Below are 16439 nucleotides of genomic sequence, written 5' to 3'. Positions count from 1 at the left end.
ACCCCCGTACCATATATTATTACCCTTATAATACCAAATATGATATAGGGATTCAAATTTATTTCCCAAATGCCTTTTTACACATATCCTGGAATATTTGTATCTGCCTTTCAGCTTCCTTTTTATCCATAATCACTTTGTTTATATGTTTATTTCTCCATTCATTTCTGATTCTATGTTGATTCTTAGTGAAGTGCTTTAACATGTCTTTATCATTTTCACTTCTAATTGATATAACTTGTCCTAGGGGAGTTTTTGAATTAAGGCCGCCTAATAAGGTGATAAACTCTCCCCAGGACATATCTTCTTCCTGTCTAAGCCTTATTCCATATTGAGTAGCAAAGGAGGCTTCAATTAGCCCCCAGTCTTCATATAAATCAAACCATATTTCTCTACCTTGACCATCTTTATAAATCTGTCGCTTTACGAAACATGCCCTCTGCTTGCTCGTATTCTATTTCCTGAATAGCTGCCACAATTGTTACAAAAATTACTTGATAATTTTTTATAGATAAATCCATCTCCGCAAGTTCTTTTGCAGCCTTTTCTCCTAGTAGCATTTCTATCGCTTCATCAAGGAAATCTAAATCATCAATGTCTGCCTTTTGTAACATCTGTTGCATCTTAAGAATTGTATTTTTTCTATTATCTACTTCATATATCTTGTTTTCTGCAATTTGTATTTTAGGTTTTTCATTTGTTAACTTTGCAGAAATATCATATACTTTACTCATTCTTTTTTACCTCCTTTATTTCTTCGATTAAAGTACCATAAGAGGTTGAGTTTATTTCCTCATACCTCTTTTTGGTTACTTCAAATATTTCTCCTTTTTTTCTTATCTTATTTCCTTTAACGTCATTAAATGTTCTCAATACTTTAGCTTTCACCTAGCTCACCTACCTTTAAGGCACTATGGGTGCAGGGACATATTCAGGTTTACCATCACTCAATACGTCAAATTCTAAATCTGCCACATCTGTAGACTCTCCAGAACCTGGATTAGTTACGTCTACAATACAGTCAAAAGTAAGCTTATCTCCATTAGGGAATTCTACTCCAAACTTAGAGGAACAATCTAGTCCACTTTTCCAGGCTGTAGATGCTACATAATCATTACCAGGGTCTCCTACATGCCTTTTACCATTTAAGGTTAGTGTAAAACCCTTACCTGTCATTAACCTTCTAACCCAACCTTCTGTATCCATAGGAGTCCATTCCTCTGTATTACCATCTATAGCTATAGAGAAGGTTGTTAAGTCTTTTATGATTTTCATATCTTCTTCAGAACTTTCTCTACCCTTAATACCAATCTTAAAATCGATATTAAAGACTGGAAATACACCACTTGTTACAGTTGCCATATATCATTACCTACCTTTCATATATAATTTCCAAATCAATAACATACTCATATATTCCAGAGTCATCTACACCTAAATAAATAGGCTCTGGATCTCTCATATTAAACTTAATCACTCTTTTACCTGCTACTTCTACATTAGTTAAGCCATTTATAGCATTATAGACTTCTTGGGCCTTCAATTCACTTTCTCTTACGTTTTTATTCCAATGGATTAATATTCTAATACCTTTACCTCTGTAACTGCTGTTCTGTAAACCACCAATGGCCATGGGATTTACAAAAGCTTGACCATTATAAATTACTATAGCCTTTTCATCTGTGGTCCTTAACCCTCCACTTGACCAGTTAGGGCAATCTATTTTAGTTTTTAGCCAATCTCTAAAATCACTAATTGTCATTTAATCACCCCACCTGATAATTGTTTAAGAAATTCTCCATAGGTTTGAGCTAACCACATTTTTTTAGGACCATAGATAAATGGATCTAACCATCTACCCTGGGCATATTGATTTACAAGGGTACTAAAATCATAATCAGGATTATAATATAATCTCCTAGCATAAGGCGTGTTGTAGCTTAAAAATCCTCTATTGTTTTCTGTTCCTGTTACCGCGGATTCTTCTAAGTTGCCTGTTTCCTTTGGAACTACTTGCATATTGTTTACCTCTGTTTTCATAGCTTCCATAGTCAAAGGTAAAGCTTTTATTGCAGCATCTTCTATCTTTTTTATTGCCTGAGGATTGAGTTTAAGTTTTCCTTTTATTTTCATCATTTACATCAAGTCCAATTCTGTAGAATATATTGAACCATCTGGATTTCTAGGTTTTCTGGACCTATAAATGGTTCTTTTTATGCCATCAACGATTACATATCCTTTTATAGGTTGTCCTGGATAAATATCTCCTTTGAATAAGGCTTTGCCAGTTAATTCTACTACTTGTTTTTGTTCGTTAAGAGTAGTCCTGGACCTTTCACTAAAGTTACATTTTCCATCAAATATTAATGTATTAGTTACTCCATCTTCATCAGGAACCTCTGCATAGACCTTTATTGGTGTTACCATAGCCCAATCTGGAAATGGAAGCTTCATGCTATAACCTCCTTGTAGATAGGCCTGTTTGTGCTAAATAGTCTAATGTTTTTTTATCTGCTATAATTCCGCCAGGACCTTGATTTTCTTTGCTAAATGATAAGCTTACATCCCCAATACTAAATCCACCTAAAGGAGAGTTAAGGTATTCTCCATAGTTATTAATAAATTCCGCTTGATGGCATACTGCCTTCTGGACCATTTCTTGCTGGTATTCTGTTAGGTTTTCAAACCCTCTTTTTCTAATTCTTCCATATGTCAATCTATCTACTTGGTCGGATGATTCTTCTAGTAATTTAGTAGCTGCATTTTCGTCTAAACTTCCTTTAAAAGTGTTTTTATAATACTCATAATCTACATAAGCCAAACAACTCACCCCTTAAAAGCTAAAGAGAGAGCTATTTGCCCTCTCCTTTTTCCTTACCATCTTTCTTTAAAGCATCTAGTTCCTTTTTTAATTTCTCATTTTCTTTCTTTAACTTTGCTATTTCCTTAGTTTCTTCTGTTTCTATTTCTTCAAATACTAATTTATCATTTTTCAATTCTGCTATTTTATATCCCATATTCCTATATTTTTGCTTTTCATCTTCTGAAATTTTATATTGTCTATTAGCTTTTATTGCATAAAACATACATTATCCCTCCACTCCACTAGCTTCAACATTTATTGCTATAGCATCTTTTTTAGCCTTGATAACAAATAAATCAGTGTACATTCTGTTTTGATACAAGTAACCAAATGCAGAGTCAGGAGTTTGTCCTTTGTTCCATAGGTATATATCAGCAACTTTTACTGGTGCCAATATTGCAGAAGTATGATATAGCATCATGTTAATTTGCTTAGCTCCTTCTCCTGGTGTAAAACCTTCGGAGAAATCATATAGAGTTTTCATTCTGTCGGATGGTACTGTTACTATAGTTACTTCATCTAAGGACCTAACATTTCTGTTAACGTTTTTAGCCCCTCCACTTACATCAATAAATCTTTGTATTTTCTCTGCGTTCTTTAACATAGTATAAACTCTAGGGGTAACCTTTAGCATTCTACCAGACTGTGGTACTGCTGCTTCATCCATATCTTCCATCATCTTATCGAATACCTGCAGTATATTAGCCTCTGTTAATGTTTCAGTATTTACTACCCCACCATTTGCAACAAATTCAGAATATAGTTTAGAATATCTAAAAGAGTCTAATTCAGGTATAGCTTGCTCCTGATTAAATACTGCTGTGATATTTGCTGCAGATAATACTTGATTAGTTTCATCTACATCCATCTCATCTACATAAAATTCAATGTTTCTATCGTGAGTAAGAGAAAATGCTTGATAAGTATTTCCTACTACCCCTCTGTTTTTAGAACCATCTCTTGCATGGTCCTTATAACCAGATAATTCTATAGTTGGTATCCTTATAGTTTGTGCATCTATAAAATTATACCTTCTATTTGATGCCATATCAGCAGATGTCAATTCTCTTTGAAATTGTTGTTCTATTTGTCTTTCAAATCTTTCAGCATAATTAATACTCATTAATTATCATCCTTTCTTTATTTTTCCTCTAAGTTTCCAAATGCAGCCGCTATTGCATCATCCATTGCCTGAGGATTGTTAGGTTGTTCATTTCCCACCTTCTGAAAACCTGGTTGTTCTTCCTGCTCATCTTGCTTTTCTTCTATAAACAAGAAACCCTTGGTCTCTTTAAGTGAGTTAATTTGTTCATCTAATCCTACAACTTTGCCATCTTCGCTTAATACAAGTTCATCTTTCTTGATTAATTGAGATACTATATCCTCATCATGCACTTTTCCATTTATGGCCAACTTAATAGCATTGTTAAGCTGAAGTTCTTTTAATTCTTTTTCATAGGTTTCTTTAGTAGTTTGATTTTCTTGTTGTAATGTTTCAATTTGTTCCTTTAGACCATCTACATCTATTTCTTTCAAATCTTCTAGCTGCTTATCTCTAGTTTCTAAATCTTCCTCAAGTTTCTTCTTAGTCTCTGCCAATGCATTATATTGCTCTTTAGGTACTGCATACTTTGGAAACTCTTTGTTAATGTCTTTCATCAATTCTCCTTGGTCTAATTGACCATCTTTTGTGTGCTTTTCAATAAGTTTTAAAATCCATTCCATTATTTATCCCTCCATACTTTTTTATACTGGTCAGTGCCAGTCTTGGGTTCTTTCAGTTTATACTCATAAATACTAAAAAGAGTAATAAAAAAAGACCTTATCTGGTCTTCATTGAAATCTTCTTAATATTCTCTGGGTTTTCTATTGTCCTAAAATGATATATTGATAATAAATGATTGATAATTTTCTCTTTGCATATTTCAATGCCTTTTGATAAGTCAAATTCTCTTGGGTTTGTACATATACAATGCTCTACTGCTATATATCCATTTCTTAATTTAATACTCATAATGATAAGATTATTATAGTCTACATGAATAGTTTTCTCTGCTTGATTATATTCATTTATTACGAATTGTCTTTTATCCATTTTTCTTTTTCCCCATAGCAGTTAATATTATTAAAGTTAAGCATATAATTAATGTTACCTGTGTAGCTGTAGCCATGTTATCCCTCCTAATATATTTTTTCTCTCCTATAGGCTCGTCTTAGCTGTGGATTCTCTTTCAAGAATTCCCTCATTATTCCTTGCCATTCTTTAACCTTAGAATTATATTGCTTTATATTTTCTTCATCAATAGACCCTTCTGCCAATCTCTTATATCTTCTTATTTGCCTTTCAATATATCTTTGCCTTTGTTCATTCTTGTAGTTCTCCAATGCTTTTTCTTCATCTGGCACCTTTGGCAATGTCGTTATCCCTGGAAAGTAAGTACTTAGGTTATGCCTGCAATTAGGATGCATTAAGCCCTCTTCCATAGCAGTACTTAATAGAGGATAGTCTCCAGCTTCTTTACTCCCACCACCATATACATCATCAATAATTATCTTCCCTTGCCATGGTACGCATAATTCGCAAGCTGTAGCATGGGCTGATACTACCACTAAATACAATCCCATCTCCTGCCTTTTCTTCCCTTCTGACATTAGGTATGCCCTATGATTAGCTGTCCTTAGTGCCATTTCTGCATAAGAAGCAATATTAACCTTCTTGCCATCTGCATAGGTTATTGCATCTATTCCTTTATCAAGAAAATCTTTAGTGGCCATATCTATAGCTTGGTCCAATGTAACTGTCCCTGTATTATAATGTACCTGGGCCTTAAATATAGTTTGTCTATATATATCATCCATACGCCTTAGTACCGCCGAATTAGCTTCGTTAAAATCCTTTTCAACTGTTTTCGTCAGAGCATTAAATTTATTATCGTTCATTCTAAAAAAGACTTCATCCCTAGGTGTAGGAGCTTCTTGCCATATTCTTACGTTTTCTAATACTTCCTCGACCATTTCTTTCATGTCCTCTGATTCTATCGGTGGAGTTATTGGTTCTAAATCTCCTGGAAGTTTCACAAATACATTATCTACATATTCATTCTTTATTTCTTTTATAAATTCATTTACATTGTCTTGAGATTGTTTATAAGTTTCTACTAGTGTAAAAGTTATAAGTTCTTCTATAGGTTCACTATATTTACCTATGATCTTTTCATTTTCTTTCCTAAACCTTTCTAGATCTCTAAGTTTAGCCGATTGCCATTGTTCAAATTTAAAACCCTGTTTAAGTTCTTCTTCCTCATGCCTAGATAAATTCCTTCTCATAGATCTAATTAGGTCTAATTCCATTTGCTCATATATGACCCGTATGTCATAGGCCTTATCTCTATCATTTCTTCTATTCTTCATCTTCTAGGCCCTCCTGCTTTCCTTTTCTGAATCTATCCACCCATGCAGCAGGTTCATCTATAACTTTATCTCCTTCCTTTATCCTTTTAACTTCTAAGGCCTTTTCTTCATCTGTCCAGGTATCACCATATAATTCTTCAATTGCCTGCTCTAAACTCATAATTCCATAAGTCTTGGCTTTTCCTACTACTTCTACAGTGCTATCAAAATCAGGGCTTGCATATTCTCCAAAGTTTACGGTTACCTCATAATCCTTAGGAGATTGTTTCTTCATATTGTCATATACCTTTAGAGTGGTATCTACTAATAATGGGATTACTTCTACTAATACATCTATAATCTTCCCTCTAGTGTATAATGTAGTCTTTTCCTTTTCCCTTTGTGCCTCTGCATTATCTGTTTTCTTTAAATCTATTCCTAGTGTAGAAGGTGATATAATTCCTTGTAAACACATATCTAAAGTGTTAGCATAACTTTCTACAAATGCAGTGTAATTTATATCCGCTTGTATCTGATCTATTTGGTCCTTAGATTCCTCCTTCATTGATGTAGCAATCTTAATAAACTGGTTATCAAAGGGGTTAGGTCTCATTACTGCCCCTGTATCTGGATTCTTTGGTACCAAGTCCTCAGGTATATAATTCTTTACCCTTCCTGCTCTTATGGCATCTATCCATTGAGAAATAACTTCATCTAATGCATCAAAGTTATCACTCTTACGTTCAAATATAGAATTACCCCTATTCTCAAATTTAGGTGATTTAAAGAATTTCATAGGTACTGCCATTATGAAGTCACCAGCAAAGGTAATTTTAGTTAGGTGTGCTATCTCTGGGACTTTTGACAAAGGCACTTCTTTGTCGTTTTTATCATATAGCTTATAATCTATATAGCCTTTACCGTATATTTCTTCTAGTCTATAGGTTTCTTTATCGTAGGTATAGTAAGCATAAAATACTACTTCCTGGAGCCTTCCTCTTTTATATCTATAATAAACATCAGAACCACTAAAGAATTCTATTATTGGGTACTCTGTTATCTCTGTATCTACACTGAGCTTAAAGGCTCCATCACCACATATTAGAGTGTCTTTTATGGCTCCGCCTAATATCTCATCGCTAAATTTGTTGTCTAAAGCTATTTCATCCCATAGGTTTTGAGTCTCTTCACTAGCTAAATCTATGCTATCCAAATCAGCTATAACAATATCAGCCAACTTATCAACTATTTCTCCAGGTAATCCACTATGGAACTTTCTTATACTTGAATCTGCACTTGGTACTGCTGCCCAGAACCTTGACTCACCTACATCATCAATTGCAGTTTGTTTAAAAAATTGGTCTAGCTCACTTGGATCTCCTCTGTACCAGATCCTATTTCTTAATACTGTTCCTGGATGAGATAGTGGCTCCTTAATCGATATTTGATTATCTGTTGCTGGTACTATGTTAAGTAGTTTTGCTACCATTCCTTTTATCACCTCTCTTAACCCCATAATTTAACCTCCTATTCAATACTAGTTACTGGAAATTATTTCTGTGTTCTCCTATAATTTAATTACAGGCTCTGCCAAGCCAAGTATTAAAGAAAGGAGAATATAAATGAAACTTAATCACGATTGCGTTAGAGATTTGTTACTTTACATTGAAGAAAACCTTAAATATGGTTATTACATCAAAGTTAATGAAGTCCAAATCGGCAATTATTCACAACATGAAATACTTTATGCAGCTGATAAATTGCTTGAAGCAGGTTTTATTAATGCCACTCGAAAAGAATATATAGACAACCCTGGAATTCCCGTGATTAGGATTAATTCAATCACCTGGAATGGTCATCAATTCCTAGATAATATACGTGATAATAAAGTTTGGGAACATACTAAAGGTATTCTATCTAAGTTTTCATCAGTATCTATTGGCATCATCAGTAGTGTAGCTGCACAAGTAATCTCTAACTTAATAAAAACGCAAATGGGATTATAATACTTTTGCTTTTTCAGACTCAATAATAATGTCTTTTTCATTAGGTATTGCAAGTTTTAAACCTAACTCAACTATACTACTTTCTGCTTTAGCGGTAATGGTATACTCAGTAATAAAGGGTATTTCATTACCGTCTATTTTTAACGAAAATTTATCTCTAGTATCTATAAGTTCAAATTTTTTACTCATAATTATTACCCCCCATAACATTTAATTCTACTTCTACAACTTCAAAATCCTTGCTACATTCTCTCCTTTTGAATTCCCATTCTGCATCTTCCTTATCCTCAAAGGTCAATGCCCTATTATGTGATATTCTTTGTCTATATGGATATTCACTGTAGTCAGTCCCACATAACCACTTCTTGGTCCTTTTATCTCTTATAGCATACATCTAATCACCTATTCCTATTTTATTTCTAAATGGTATCCATCCATATTGACTAGCATTAATTGTATGGTCATTCCTATCCTCTGGCTCGTACTTATCCTCTTTCCATGAGTATGACTCCATTTCTCCTATATGATTAACACAATGGTCTAGTACTATATAATCAGCCTGTGGCTTAGTCTCACTAACATTAATCCACCCTAACATGAAGTGAATTCTATCTATTACTTCAACTTTCTTATAAGCATTTAGGAAATTATAAGCACATCCATGTTGCCTTTTGTATTTCTTAAGCTCTGTTATAGTAGCTTGGTCTGCATTATCTATGAATACATCTCTAGCAAAGCCCCATTTCTTTCTATTTCTTTCTAAAAAAGCTATTAGCCTTGGAGGAATATCAGAAGGTGCCAATGGTATCTCTAAATTAGCATTGTTATACACTTCTTCATCCAGGATAATTAATTGGCCTTTATTAGTTATGCCTTGATATATAAAAGAAATAGTATCAGGACTCTCTTGGGAATATGCTGTATCTACACCGCATGAGAATATTTCAAACTTAAGCAAGTCCTTTCTATCTGCCATTCTCTTTTTAAGCCAATCTATGGATCTTACGTTATTCTTTCTACTAAAATTAGGAAATATTAATCCTGTAGCTCTACCTCTTAATCCTTGTATCTTATTTTTATATAGCTTGGTACCTCTAGGTACATTTGTTATGATCTGCTGCTTCTTTTCTTCTGTTAACCCTAGGTTATGGTCAAAAGAAAAGAACCAATGTACCCATCCAGGCTTTGGTTCTTCATCTAGCATGTTATTTAATTCTGTTGGAGCATCATTTTTATATTCAGGCAGTGGTCTGCTACAGTTTATATATTCTTTGTATATCGGTAAGCTAGGGTCATCTGGATTAAGAGTTCCAAGAAGATAATCACACCTCATGGATATTTCCCTTACATAATCCATATCTGCTATGTTTATTTCGTCAATGTATACACATCCATATTGGCCACCTAGGGCCTTCTTCCATCTGGTCTTATTGTCATATCCTAAAACATAAATTATCTTTGTCCCCTGGGAAGTTTGATAGGTTATATGCGGTAGTGAGTGTTGTCCTTTACCTGATGCATTATACTCTACCAAGTTCCCAAATATATCAATTATGCCCAGTTCCTTATTTATTATATTTTTCTCTATAGTTCCTAAATCTAGCCCTGATAATACATGCAATTTTTTAGGACTATCTGCTACTTTTAGCATAAATTTTACTATTCCTACAGTGGTTTTTCCAGCGAACGTGGTCCCTTCAAGGAATTCTACTGGTGCATCGTGTTTGAGGAATGCTTTGTATTTATCTGATAGTAAAAATTGCTCTGTCATGATATCAATCTTCCTTTAACTGCTTTAAGATTGAGTCTAGTTTTTCTGTTCCTGCATCTATATCCATATCTACCTTATCAGTGAATAATGCGTATCTTCTTCCAAGTAATTCAGCAGCTCTTATTCTCTCTCTTGCTGATATTTGTTTCTTGACCACTCTGGCTTCACTCATAAAATCTCCTATATTTTCAGTAACTACCACTTCCTCATCTATTTCTCCTCTCATAGCAGCAGTAAGATGTTTTAAAACTTCGTCCGCTTTTGCTATTCTTTTATCTTCTAGCTCCTTAAGCCTTTCCTTTATAAAAAAGTCAAGTTTAGTAAGGTTTTCATTTCCTATTTGTTTAGCACTTCTTTCACTATACCCTGCTCTTTTAGCTGCTTCTGTTGCATTCCCTAATTCAACATAGTAATCTATAAATCTTTTCTGCTTTTCAGTTAATTTTCTCTTATTCTCCATATCACCACCTACCTTAGTTTTGCATAAAAAAAATACCTCCAAGTAGATAATCTAATTTTTAATTAATTAGACTTTCTACTTTGGAAGTATCATATCATATGGCTCTTTTATTGGATGTTATAATTGATTTAAAATATCCTTAAAACTACCATCTAGTTTTGTAGCCATATTGTTATCTAGTTTCCTAAAAGTTTCCTTACAAAAATCAATTCTTTTGCTAATATATGGTGCACATTCAATAACCTGATTAATCAAACCCTTTTCTTCAATCTCTTCAAAACTAATTGTTTTTTCTATGTCTTCTTTTCTTCTACCATACATTTTCTCACCTTCAGTTTCATTAGAAAGTATATTTATAGCTTTATTATTATTAGTATATTCATTTTTAAATCCACCAGTGTTGCAAATAAAATCTATAATTCTATGCAAAAATAGATTTTTTATCTCAAAAGATATGCTATTATATATTTCATGTTCTTGATTATTGCATTCAGTTTCACGTTCACTATTATGTCCATAATGTCTATTTTTTCTCGTTCTTAGACGTACACTCCCGTATACTTCTTTATAAACAGAGTTATGATTATATTGTGTTTTTTCTTGTATTTCTAACAATATAGGATAAATTATATTGCGATTAAATCTATCTTTTTGCAAATTATAAAGCATGTATAAGTAGCTATAGTCATCAAAAAAAGATAATTGTTTGAGCCATCTAACAATTAGCATTTCTTGCTCCTTATCTGAAAGTTTGGTTGTATAAAAAGCTGCAAAATATTCTTGAAATGAGCGATGCGAAAACCTATAATTTAAACCTTCTTTAACCAACATACATACAGACTGTATTAAATCCTCCTTAAAATCATCTACATTAAATATTATGTCTGGTTTAAATTTATTTTTAGCATCTTCAATATATTCTCTTATTGATTTTTCTGTAAATGAATATTCATCATTAAAGTATGATTTAAAACATACATAAGAAAATACTAATTTAAAATCTTCATATCCAAGTCCACATCTTATATCTCTTTTATATGCCCCTTTACTTGCATCATGTATATTATATAAGGTAGCAAAAGCTTGTTCATAAAAATCATTTAACTTATCAGGAATAGATGCTCTATTGTCAAATGTCAAAAGCATTATAGTTAATAATAGCGGATTAGAAGCAAATGATTTATATTTATCAAACAGTTTATTCTCTAATTCTTTATAAAATACATTTTTTATTTTTTCATCAAACTCTAGTTTTTTTATTAATGACAACGCTTGTTCTTTATTTAAAGGTAGAGCATTCATTTCAATGAAATCATTCCATCCTACAAATTCTTCAGAAGGTCTAGATGATAATAAGTAGTAGTTCTGTGGAAACTTACATGATAAATCAGAGATTTCCTTTGTTATCTTTTCGGTATATTCTTGTTTCAATTCATCATATCCATCAAACAAAATTAAATAACACCCCACTTCCATGCTATACTCAAAATACTTTTGTTCTAACTTAAAACCAAAGTTTTGTAAACTATCATATATTGTATTTAGAATACTAATCTCCTTTAAGTCCTCATCATTAAGTTTGCGCAATTCAACTAATATTGGAATCAAACGAGTTTCTTTTATTGTATTTATGAAGAAATGTTTTAACATAGTTGTTTTACCAATACCACCTGTTCCTGTTATTATTAACTTATTCCCTATATCAAGGATATTATGTATATTTTTTGTATCAATTTCTTTTTCTCCACATTTTACCCCTACGCATTCATAGAAACTATATAAATTTTTCGGTTCGTGTCTATATATTAAAGTTTTAACCTTACTATAACTTATCAGAGAAGCTTTCAAATAAGTTTCATAAGCATCTCTAAAATCTACTTGTTCCTTATATTTAATATCCTTACAATATTCTTTAACTTTATTATAGATGCTCATTGATAATTCCTTAGCTAATTCTACAATCACATCTTTTGATATTGTATTAATATTATTTTCTTCTAACACAGCTTTTCCCCCTCCCTCTCCTATCTACTTCTACAAGAAAGGAGAAAATCCTCTATAAATTTGTCGCATGTTTCGACATTATCCCCACTTCACTTGTCTTACCCTTCTTCCTTGCCTTTTATATGAATCACGCTGCATCAATTTCTCAGGCCTATCTCCAAGTTTAATTTTCTTCTGCTGCCTTCTACCTATAGCCTTCAATTTTCTATATGTATCTATATCATTTTTTCTCAAATATTCTCCTATAGTCATTCCTCTTTCCCCCAGTCCAGCCTTAATCCTTCTTTTTTACATCCAGGACAAATATTCTTGCCTACATGGCCGCCCTCTTTTCTAATTGTATAAACAATATGTTCCCATCTATGCTTTTCTAATTTGTAATCACAATATTTACATTTAACTTTTATCATATTTATCACCTTTAACGAGTAATTTTTAATAATAACGAGTATAAAAAAAGAAAGGCCTGCCAAAGGGGGATAAAAGCAAACCTTTCTATATATCAAGTAATATTTAATTTTGTCAAGTAAAAATCCCACCTATGGGGTAAGTGGGATTCCAACAACCAATTTTTGATATATCCTTTATACAACTGTCCTCATTTATCATATTACCATGGCAATAATTGCTTGTCAGTATGTTATTGGTAGGTAGTTTTATTTCTAGCTGATACTTCTTTAATGTATTGGTATGAATATCCTAATTCTTCAGCTATATCTGCAAGTGTCATTCCTTCTATGTCTCTCATATACACTACCCTTTTGTCTAATCCCTCTAGTTTTTTTATGTTTTCCTCTATTTTCTTTTTCGATTTCTCCATATTTGCTATGGCCTGTTGATGAAGGTATATATGGTTTTCTATTTTGTGTAGCATCTCTAGTGCCTCCTCAAACCCTATTTGGTTTGTACCATCTACGTATGGCTGCGTATAATCTATCCCAGTAATATCTTTAGGCCCATCTAGCTTAGCTAATTTTCTAATAGCTTCTATCTGGATCTCGTATGTCTTTAATCTTTCCTTCCATATCTCAATTTCACTACATAGATCCTTATATGATTTTATAGTATCCATTTACTCTTCCTCCCTATAAATAACCCCATACACATGATATTTCTTCTCAAAGCTGTTCCTACCTATCGTATGGGCTTCTGTGTGATGTTCTCTACATAGTTGTATCTTTCTTAATTTATTATCATCTATCGTCCTCCTGTCCCTTCCTGCTCCTATGGCATCCCAATGATGTAGGTCGCTAGGGCTTTTACCACATATGGCACATCTCTTATATTTAATACATCCCCAAAGGTACCTATCTATATCGTCAGTCCTGGATAAAGCTGCATCTGATAGTGGAATGTCTTCCTTCAATATAAAATCTATAATGAAAGTTATAAATTCTCTTGCTTGGCTTATACTACAGTTACTTAAAGAGAATGGCATTTCCCCTGTTTCTGCACAGTATTGATATAATAGCCATGCCCTTAATCCCTCTGGGTGATCTCCTGTATATTCTGCTATATCTCTTATGGTTGCAAATATTTTCTTTCTCTGGTCAGGTGTTATGGTCCTTCCATCATTTATTTTTATTTCTGCATCTATCCTGGACCCATTTCTGTATTTAATTATCTTCTTCTGGACCTGCTCTCCTGGTATATGGAGCATTAGGTCCGTTCCTTTTTCTGTTTCTCTGATCCCTGTAATCTGTGAGAAGTATTGCATAATTTCCCCTCCTCAATAAAAAAGACACCAAATCAACCTGTTAAGGTCAATCTAGTGTCCGCCATCTAGGTATGGTAGGACTTATTTAATTGTATGTTTTACTTGTTATGTTCATCAAATATCTTTATACCAAAATCTTTTACATGAATTGCAACTATATTCTGTTCTAACTACATATGGATTATCTTCTGGGCTCAATCTATGAAAATCTATATCATCACTTCCGCAACTTTCACATACTTCTTGTACATAATTGTCACAAGTATCATTTAAGTTTCTGCTTTCAAAATGTTTAGTTTTGCTACACACTAAATCATCTCTGTCTATAATAGCCCCTAAATACCTGCAATTTTCACAAATAGCTTTCATTCTTAATCCCCTTTCTTTACATAATCACTACAGTTTACCCCATATCCCCACGCGTCTTGATATACTCCCTCTAAATCACTTTCAAATATATCTTCTCTTTCTTTTTCGCATTCTGCATACCAAGTAGGATTATCGTAATAATCAAATTCAGGATTTTCTTTATAATGAATACAGTTTATACATTTCATTTTTATTCCCCTTTCTTATTTCACATAAATAACAAACTGCGTCTTAATACACCTTTTTCCTGTTCTTCAGCTTATACTCAACATTTAATTGTCCACCATGATTCTTTATTTCTATATTGAAGAAATCTAAGCTATTCATCTTTTCAGCTGTATCTATTATTTCGTCTATGTAGCATATCATTTCATTTTTAAGGCTTTGTTTTTTTGATTTACTGTATTGTTTATTTATCTCCATAGCTGCCCCTCCTAGCTCACCATCTCATATAATTTTTCTCTTATCTTTGCTGGTATTAGTTCTTCTATAGGAACTGAATTCTCTTTTTCATATAGCTCTATAGCTTTATCTCTATAACTCTGAAATAATTTAATATCTCCGTTTAGGTGTTGAATTATAGCCCTAGCACAATACTCGATTGCTAACATTTATCTCCCTCCAAAGCTTTCTCACAAACTTCATCACATTTTCTTTTGCATCTCAGGCAACATTTATTACACCCAAGGATCTCTGCATATTTTTTATATTTAACTTTCTTTGCACAATATCCAGCAACTTCTTCTTCACATTTCATATTCCCATCTCCTTTGCGGTTTGCATTACATTATCAAAAATTTTAGGGCCTACCCCTTTGGTCTCATTTAATATCTCTACTAGCTTTATTTTAAAATCTGCATTATCTCCTGCTTCAATGCCATCCTGAAACCCTTCTGAGTATATAGTTGCTAGAAACCTTTCCATCTCTTGCCTATCCATCTTTTTTACTTTTTATAAGTTTTTCTGTTTATTAGGCTTTCTTTCAACTTTCTTCCTCCTTTAGAATAAACTCATCTGTTCCCCTACTATTTCAAAATGTTCAAGGTTTTTCCCATTATCAATTAAAGGCATATATACTACACCAGGTTCATCTATAAGCTCATATTGTGCTATAGCTCCTGTTTCAGTTATAGCTAAAACCCTGACTAAGCGTTTCTTTTTTCCCATACTGGCTAGTAAATTCTTATCTCTATGGATTCGAATTGCCATTCTATACCTCCCTAATCTTCACTTCCACCCTAGGATTATGCTTGTCTACCTTGAAATTATGCCTAAAGCTATTTACCTGCTTCCATCCATCATTTTCAATTGTCCCTGCCATAACTAGACCATCAAGTATAAACTTTATCCCTGTTGCAATATTGTCTTTATCTTTTCTCTTATCCTTGCAGATCCAGGTGATATCTAGATCTATTTTTTCAAAAGGGCCTTTCCCTTTTGCTAACCAAGCCACCATTTCTGTGTATTCTTTTTTCATATCTCTATAATTCATGTAATGAAGTTTTGATGAATCTATGATCTCATTCAATGTAGGTAGCTCTCCTGGAATAACTATTGTTGCTTCTGTCATATTATCAGCCCCTTAGGATGTTTAAAATTATATATTCCTTTAACAATGTCCCTTTAATTAGCTTTTGCCATAGTTTCCATCTCCTCATCCAATATCAACTCCTTTTCTCATGCCACAATCTATTTGAAATATAATCTTTGTAAACAAATTGATTCTGCTTCTCTCGTCTGATCTTCTCCCTTTCCTGGCTGTATTTTGTATATACTTCGCATTTATCGTGACATCCAGGATGTCTCTTTTCACAGTCTATACATGCCTTTGACATTCTAATCCTCCCCTATCCTGCTCT

General features: G+C 33.0%; 33 protein-coding genes. 1 reads left to right on the top strand and 32 read right to left on the bottom strand.

Annotated features, from left to right (window positions below; genetic code table 11):
* Window positions 1-58 precede the first annotated feature (58 nt).
* From C3E88_RS10785 to C3E88_RS10720, 14 genes are all read right to left on the bottom strand, one after another.
* Window positions 59-415 (bottom strand): Gp15 family bacteriophage protein, encoded by a 357-nt coding sequence (locus C3E88_RS10785; RefSeq protein WP_336513088.1) that lies wholly within the window; start codon window positions 413-415, stop codon window positions 59-61.
* A complete protein-coding gene (locus tag C3E88_RS10780) occupies window positions 408-734 on the bottom strand; it encodes a hypothetical protein (RefSeq protein WP_236910191.1) in 327 nt (108 codons plus the stop codon). Before C3E88_RS10780 ends, C3E88_RS10785 begins: the two co-directional genes overlap by 8 nt.
* Window positions 727-888, bottom strand: a complete 162-nt coding sequence (locus tag C3E88_RS10775; protein WP_236910190.1) for a hypothetical protein — start codon at window positions 886-888, stop codon at window positions 727-729. Before C3E88_RS10775 ends, C3E88_RS10780 begins: the two co-directional genes overlap by 8 nt.
* 15 nt (window positions 889-903) lie before the next feature.
* Entirely contained in the window at window positions 904-1362 is a 459-nt protein-coding gene (locus C3E88_RS10770) for a phage tail tube protein (protein ID WP_236910189.1), read from the bottom strand.
* A gap of 10 nt (window positions 1363-1372) precedes the next feature.
* Window positions 1373-1762 carry a minor capsid protein gene (locus C3E88_RS10765; RefSeq protein WP_236910188.1) on the bottom strand — a complete coding sequence of 130 codons (390 nt, stop codon included), beginning with the start codon at window positions 1760-1762 and terminating at the stop codon, window positions 1373-1375.
* A complete protein-coding gene (locus C3E88_RS10760; RefSeq protein ID WP_236910187.1) occupies window positions 1759-2136 on the bottom strand; it encodes a minor capsid protein in 378 nt (125 codons plus the stop codon). Before C3E88_RS10760 ends, C3E88_RS10765 begins: the two co-directional genes overlap by 4 nt.
* Window positions 2137-2454 (bottom strand): hypothetical protein, encoded by a 318-nt coding sequence (locus C3E88_RS10755; protein ID WP_236910186.1) that lies wholly within the window; start codon window positions 2452-2454, stop codon window positions 2137-2139. It abuts the gene before it with no gap.
* 1 nt (window position 2455) lies between these two features.
* Entirely contained in the window at window positions 2456-2821 is a 366-nt protein-coding gene (locus C3E88_RS10750; protein ID WP_236910185.1) for a hypothetical protein, read from the bottom strand.
* 31 nt (window positions 2822-2852) lie between these two features.
* Complete coding sequence (locus C3E88_RS10745) at window positions 2853-3086, bottom strand: hypothetical protein (protein WP_236910184.1); 234 nt, start codon at window positions 3084-3086, stop codon at window positions 2853-2855.
* Window positions 3087-3089: 3 nt separating this feature from the next.
* Window positions 3090-3986, bottom strand: a complete 897-nt coding sequence (locus C3E88_RS10740) for a capsid protein (protein WP_236910183.1) — start codon at window positions 3984-3986, stop codon at window positions 3090-3092.
* A gap of 17 nt (window positions 3987-4003) precedes the next feature.
* Complete coding sequence (locus tag C3E88_RS10735; protein WP_236910182.1) at window positions 4004-4588, bottom strand: phage scaffolding protein; 585 nt, start codon at window positions 4586-4588, stop codon at window positions 4004-4006.
* 97 nt (window positions 4589-4685) lie between these two features.
* Window positions 4686-4958 carry a Gp49 family protein gene (locus C3E88_RS10730; protein WP_236910181.1) on the bottom strand — a complete coding sequence of 91 codons (273 nt, stop codon included), beginning with the start codon at window positions 4956-4958 and terminating at the stop codon, window positions 4686-4688.
* An 86-nt stretch (window positions 4959-5044) separates the two neighbouring features.
* Window positions 5045-6274 carry a phage minor capsid protein gene (locus C3E88_RS10725; RefSeq protein ID WP_236910180.1) on the bottom strand — a complete coding sequence of 410 codons (1230 nt, stop codon included), beginning with the start codon at window positions 6272-6274 and terminating at the stop codon, window positions 5045-5047.
* Complete coding sequence (locus tag C3E88_RS10720) at window positions 6264-7769, bottom strand: capsid protein (RefSeq protein ID WP_236910179.1); 1506 nt, start codon at window positions 7767-7769, stop codon at window positions 6264-6266. Before C3E88_RS10720 ends, C3E88_RS10725 begins: the two co-directional genes overlap by 11 nt.
* Window positions 7770-7875: 106 nt before the next feature.
* On the opposite strand from C3E88_RS10720, the gene C3E88_RS10715 reads away from it, so the two are divergent.
* Window positions 7876-8259: a DUF2513 domain-containing protein gene (locus C3E88_RS10715; RefSeq protein WP_236910178.1), complete on the top strand. Its 384-nt coding sequence runs from the start codon at window positions 7876-7878 to the stop codon at window positions 8257-8259.
* Here C3E88_RS10715 and C3E88_RS10710 read toward each other — a convergent pair.
* The 18 genes from C3E88_RS10710 to C3E88_RS10625 all read right to left on the bottom strand — a co-directional run bounded on the left by C3E88_RS10710 (window position 8254) and on the right by C3E88_RS10625 (window position 16415).
* Window positions 8254-8448: a hypothetical protein gene (locus C3E88_RS10710; protein WP_236910177.1), complete on the bottom strand. Its 195-nt coding sequence runs from the start codon at window positions 8446-8448 to the stop codon at window positions 8254-8256. The genes C3E88_RS10715 and C3E88_RS10710 overlap by 6 nt on opposite strands.
* Window positions 8441-8653 (bottom strand): hypothetical protein, encoded by a 213-nt coding sequence (locus C3E88_RS10705; protein WP_236910176.1) that lies wholly within the window; start codon window positions 8651-8653, stop codon window positions 8441-8443. Before C3E88_RS10705 ends, C3E88_RS10710 begins: the two co-directional genes overlap by 8 nt.
* A complete protein-coding gene (locus C3E88_RS10700) occupies window positions 8654-10030 on the bottom strand; it encodes a terminase (RefSeq protein WP_236910175.1) in 1377 nt (458 codons plus the stop codon).
* 4 nt (window positions 10031-10034) lie between these two features.
* Window positions 10035-10490, bottom strand: a complete 456-nt coding sequence (locus C3E88_RS10695) for a terminase small subunit (protein ID WP_236910174.1) — start codon at window positions 10488-10490, stop codon at window positions 10035-10037.
* Between the two features lie 117 nt (window positions 10491-10607).
* Window positions 10608-12494 (bottom strand): NACHT domain-containing protein, encoded by a 1887-nt coding sequence (locus C3E88_RS10690; protein ID WP_236910173.1) that lies wholly within the window; start codon window positions 12492-12494, stop codon window positions 10608-10610.
* Between the two features lie 78 nt (window positions 12495-12572).
* A complete protein-coding gene (locus tag C3E88_RS10685) occupies window positions 12573-12746 on the bottom strand; it encodes a hypothetical protein (RefSeq protein ID WP_236910172.1) in 174 nt (57 codons plus the stop codon).
* Complete coding sequence (locus tag C3E88_RS10680; RefSeq protein WP_236910171.1) at window positions 12743-12904, bottom strand: hypothetical protein; 162 nt, start codon at window positions 12902-12904, stop codon at window positions 12743-12745. Before C3E88_RS10680 ends, C3E88_RS10685 begins: the two co-directional genes overlap by 4 nt.
* 230 nt (window positions 12905-13134) lie before the next feature.
* Window positions 13135-13566: a sigma factor-like helix-turn-helix DNA-binding protein gene (locus tag C3E88_RS10675; RefSeq protein WP_236910170.1), complete on the bottom strand. Its 432-nt coding sequence runs from the start codon at window positions 13564-13566 to the stop codon at window positions 13135-13137.
* Window positions 13567-14211 (bottom strand): putative HNHc nuclease, encoded by a 645-nt coding sequence (locus C3E88_RS10670; RefSeq protein WP_236910169.1) that lies wholly within the window; start codon window positions 14209-14211, stop codon window positions 13567-13569.
* Between the two features lie 114 nt (window positions 14212-14325).
* The gene (locus C3E88_RS10665) at window positions 14326-14580 is read right to left on the bottom strand and encodes a hypothetical protein (protein WP_236910168.1); all 255 of its coding nucleotides are present in this window, start codon (window positions 14578-14580) and stop codon (window positions 14326-14328) included.
* A gap of 2 nt (window positions 14581-14582) precedes the next feature.
* Window positions 14583-14768 carry a hypothetical protein gene (locus C3E88_RS10660; RefSeq protein WP_236910167.1) on the bottom strand — a complete coding sequence of 62 codons (186 nt, stop codon included), beginning with the start codon at window positions 14766-14768 and terminating at the stop codon, window positions 14583-14585.
* A 43-nt stretch (window positions 14769-14811) separates the two neighbouring features.
* Complete coding sequence (locus C3E88_RS10655; protein WP_236910166.1) at window positions 14812-15003, bottom strand: hypothetical protein; 192 nt, start codon at window positions 15001-15003, stop codon at window positions 14812-14814.
* A gap of 11 nt (window positions 15004-15014) precedes the next feature.
* Window positions 15015-15191, bottom strand: a complete 177-nt coding sequence (locus C3E88_RS10650; RefSeq protein ID WP_236910165.1) for a hypothetical protein — start codon at window positions 15189-15191, stop codon at window positions 15015-15017.
* Window positions 15185-15337, bottom strand: a complete 153-nt coding sequence (locus C3E88_RS10645; RefSeq protein ID WP_236910164.1) for a hypothetical protein — start codon at window positions 15335-15337, stop codon at window positions 15185-15187. The genes C3E88_RS10650 and C3E88_RS10645 overlap by 7 nt, the downstream gene beginning before the upstream one ends.
* Window positions 15334-15504, bottom strand: a complete 171-nt coding sequence (locus C3E88_RS10640; RefSeq protein WP_236910163.1) for a hypothetical protein — start codon at window positions 15502-15504, stop codon at window positions 15334-15336. Before C3E88_RS10640 ends, C3E88_RS10645 begins: the two co-directional genes overlap by 4 nt.
* Window positions 15505-15579: 75 nt before the next feature.
* Window positions 15580-15789, bottom strand: a complete 210-nt coding sequence (locus tag C3E88_RS10635; RefSeq protein WP_236910162.1) for a hypothetical protein — start codon at window positions 15787-15789, stop codon at window positions 15580-15582.
* A 1-nt stretch (window position 15790) separates the two neighbouring features.
* Window positions 15791-16150: a RusA family crossover junction endodeoxyribonuclease gene (locus C3E88_RS10630; protein WP_236910161.1), complete on the bottom strand. Its 360-nt coding sequence runs from the start codon at window positions 16148-16150 to the stop codon at window positions 15791-15793.
* 94 nt (window positions 16151-16244) lie between these two features.
* A complete protein-coding gene (locus tag C3E88_RS10625; protein WP_236910160.1) occupies window positions 16245-16415 on the bottom strand; it encodes a hypothetical protein in 171 nt (56 codons plus the stop codon).
* Window positions 16416-16439: the final 24 nt, after the last annotated feature.

Origin of the sequence: Clostridium sp. Cult3, from assembly GCF_021655115.1 — a bacterium.
GTDB lineage: Bacteria > Bacillota > Clostridia > Tissierellales > Tepidimicrobiaceae > PPXY01.
This window is presented reverse-complemented; position numbering and strand designations above follow the sequence as displayed.

Bases quoted from the DNA above. Each gene is read 5' to 3' on its own strand.
- C3E88_RS10670 (WP_236910169.1), bottom strand. From the start codon at position 14,211: ATGCAATACTTCTCACAGATTACAGGGATCAGAGAAACAGAAAAAGGA.
- C3E88_RS10715 (WP_236910178.1), top strand. From the start codon at position 7,876: ATGAAACTTAATCACGATTGCGTTAGAGATTTGTTACTTTACATTGAA.
- C3E88_RS10710 (WP_236910177.1), bottom strand. From the start codon at position 8,448: ATGAGTAAAAAATTTGAACTTATAGATACTAGAGATAAATTTTCGTTA.
- C3E88_RS10655 (WP_236910166.1), bottom strand. From the start codon at position 15,003: ATGGAGATAAATAAACAATACAGTAAATCAAAAAAACAAAGCCTTAAA.
- C3E88_RS10625 (WP_236910160.1), bottom strand. From the start codon at position 16,415: ATGTCAAAGGCATGTATAGACTGTGAAAAGAGACATCCTGGATGTCAC.
- C3E88_RS10630 (WP_236910161.1), bottom strand. From the start codon at position 16,150: ATGACAGAAGCAACAATAGTTATTCCAGGAGAGCTACCTACATTGAAT.
- C3E88_RS10660 (WP_236910167.1), bottom strand. From the start codon at position 14,768: ATGAAATGTATAAACTGTATTCATTATAAAGAAAATCCTGAATTTGAT.
- C3E88_RS10680 (WP_236910171.1), bottom strand. From the start codon at position 12,904: ATGATAAAAGTTAAATGTAAATATTGTGATTACAAATTAGAAAAGCAT.
- C3E88_RS10675 (WP_236910170.1), bottom strand. From the start codon at position 13,566: ATGGATACTATAAAATCATATAAGGATCTATGTAGTGAAATTGAGATA.
- C3E88_RS10745 (WP_236910184.1), bottom strand. From the start codon at position 3,086: ATGTTTTATGCAATAAAAGCTAATAGACAATATAAAATTTCAGAAGAT.
- C3E88_RS10665 (WP_236910168.1), bottom strand. From the start codon at position 14,580: ATGAAAGCTATTTGTGAAAATTGCAGGTATTTAGGGGCTATTATAGAC.
- C3E88_RS10645 (WP_236910164.1), bottom strand. From the start codon at position 15,337: ATGAAATGTGAAGAAGAAGTTGCTGGATATTGTGCAAAGAAAGTTAAA.
- C3E88_RS10730 (WP_236910181.1), bottom strand. From the start codon at position 4,958: ATGGATAAAAGACAATTCGTAATAAATGAATATAATCAAGCAGAGAAA.
- C3E88_RS10705 (WP_236910176.1), bottom strand. From the start codon at position 8,653: ATGTATGCTATAAGAGATAAAAGGACCAAGAAGTGGTTATGTGGGACT.
- C3E88_RS10735 (WP_236910182.1), bottom strand. From the start codon at position 4,588: ATGGAATGGATTTTAAAACTTATTGAAAAGCACACAAAAGATGGTCAA.
- C3E88_RS10760 (WP_236910187.1), bottom strand. From the start codon at position 2,136: ATGATGAAAATAAAAGGAAAACTTAAACTCAATCCTCAGGCAATAAAA.
- C3E88_RS10740 (WP_236910183.1), bottom strand. From the start codon at position 3,986: ATGAGTATTAATTATGCTGAAAGATTTGAAAGACAAATAGAACAACAA.
- C3E88_RS10765 (WP_236910188.1), bottom strand. From the start codon at position 1,762: ATGACAATTAGTGATTTTAGAGATTGGCTAAAAACTAAAATAGATTGC.
- C3E88_RS10650 (WP_236910165.1), bottom strand. From the start codon at position 15,191: ATGTTAGCAATCGAGTATTGTGCTAGGGCTATAATTCAACACCTAAAC.
- C3E88_RS10725 (WP_236910180.1), bottom strand. From the start codon at position 6,274: ATGAAGAATAGAAGAAATGATAGAGATAAGGCCTATGACATACGGGTC.
- C3E88_RS10720 (WP_236910179.1), bottom strand. From the start codon at position 7,769: ATGGGGTTAAGAGAGGTGATAAAAGGAATGGTAGCAAAACTACTTAAC.
- C3E88_RS10685 (WP_236910172.1), bottom strand. From the start codon at position 12,746: ATGACTATAGGAGAATATTTGAGAAAAAATGATATAGATACATATAGA.
- C3E88_RS10695 (WP_236910174.1), bottom strand. From the start codon at position 10,490: ATGGAGAATAAGAGAAAATTAACTGAAAAGCAGAAAAGATTTATAGAT.
- C3E88_RS10640 (WP_236910163.1), bottom strand. From the start codon at position 15,504: ATGGAAAGGTTTCTAGCAACTATATACTCAGAAGGGTTTCAGGATGGC.
- C3E88_RS10770 (WP_236910189.1), bottom strand. From the start codon at position 1,362: ATGGCAACTGTAACAAGTGGTGTATTTCCAGTCTTTAATATCGATTTT.
- C3E88_RS10780 (WP_236910191.1), bottom strand. From the start codon at position 734: ATGAGTAAAGTATATGATATTTCTGCAAAGTTAACAAATGAAAAACCT.
- C3E88_RS10755 (WP_236910186.1), bottom strand. From the start codon at position 2,454: ATGAAGCTTCCATTTCCAGATTGGGCTATGGTAACACCAATAAAGGTC.
- C3E88_RS10700 (WP_236910175.1), bottom strand. From the start codon at position 10,030: ATGACAGAGCAATTTTTACTATCAGATAAATACAAAGCATTCCTCAAA.
- C3E88_RS10635 (WP_236910162.1), bottom strand. From the start codon at position 15,789: ATGGCAATTCGAATCCATAGAGATAAGAATTTACTAGCCAGTATGGGA.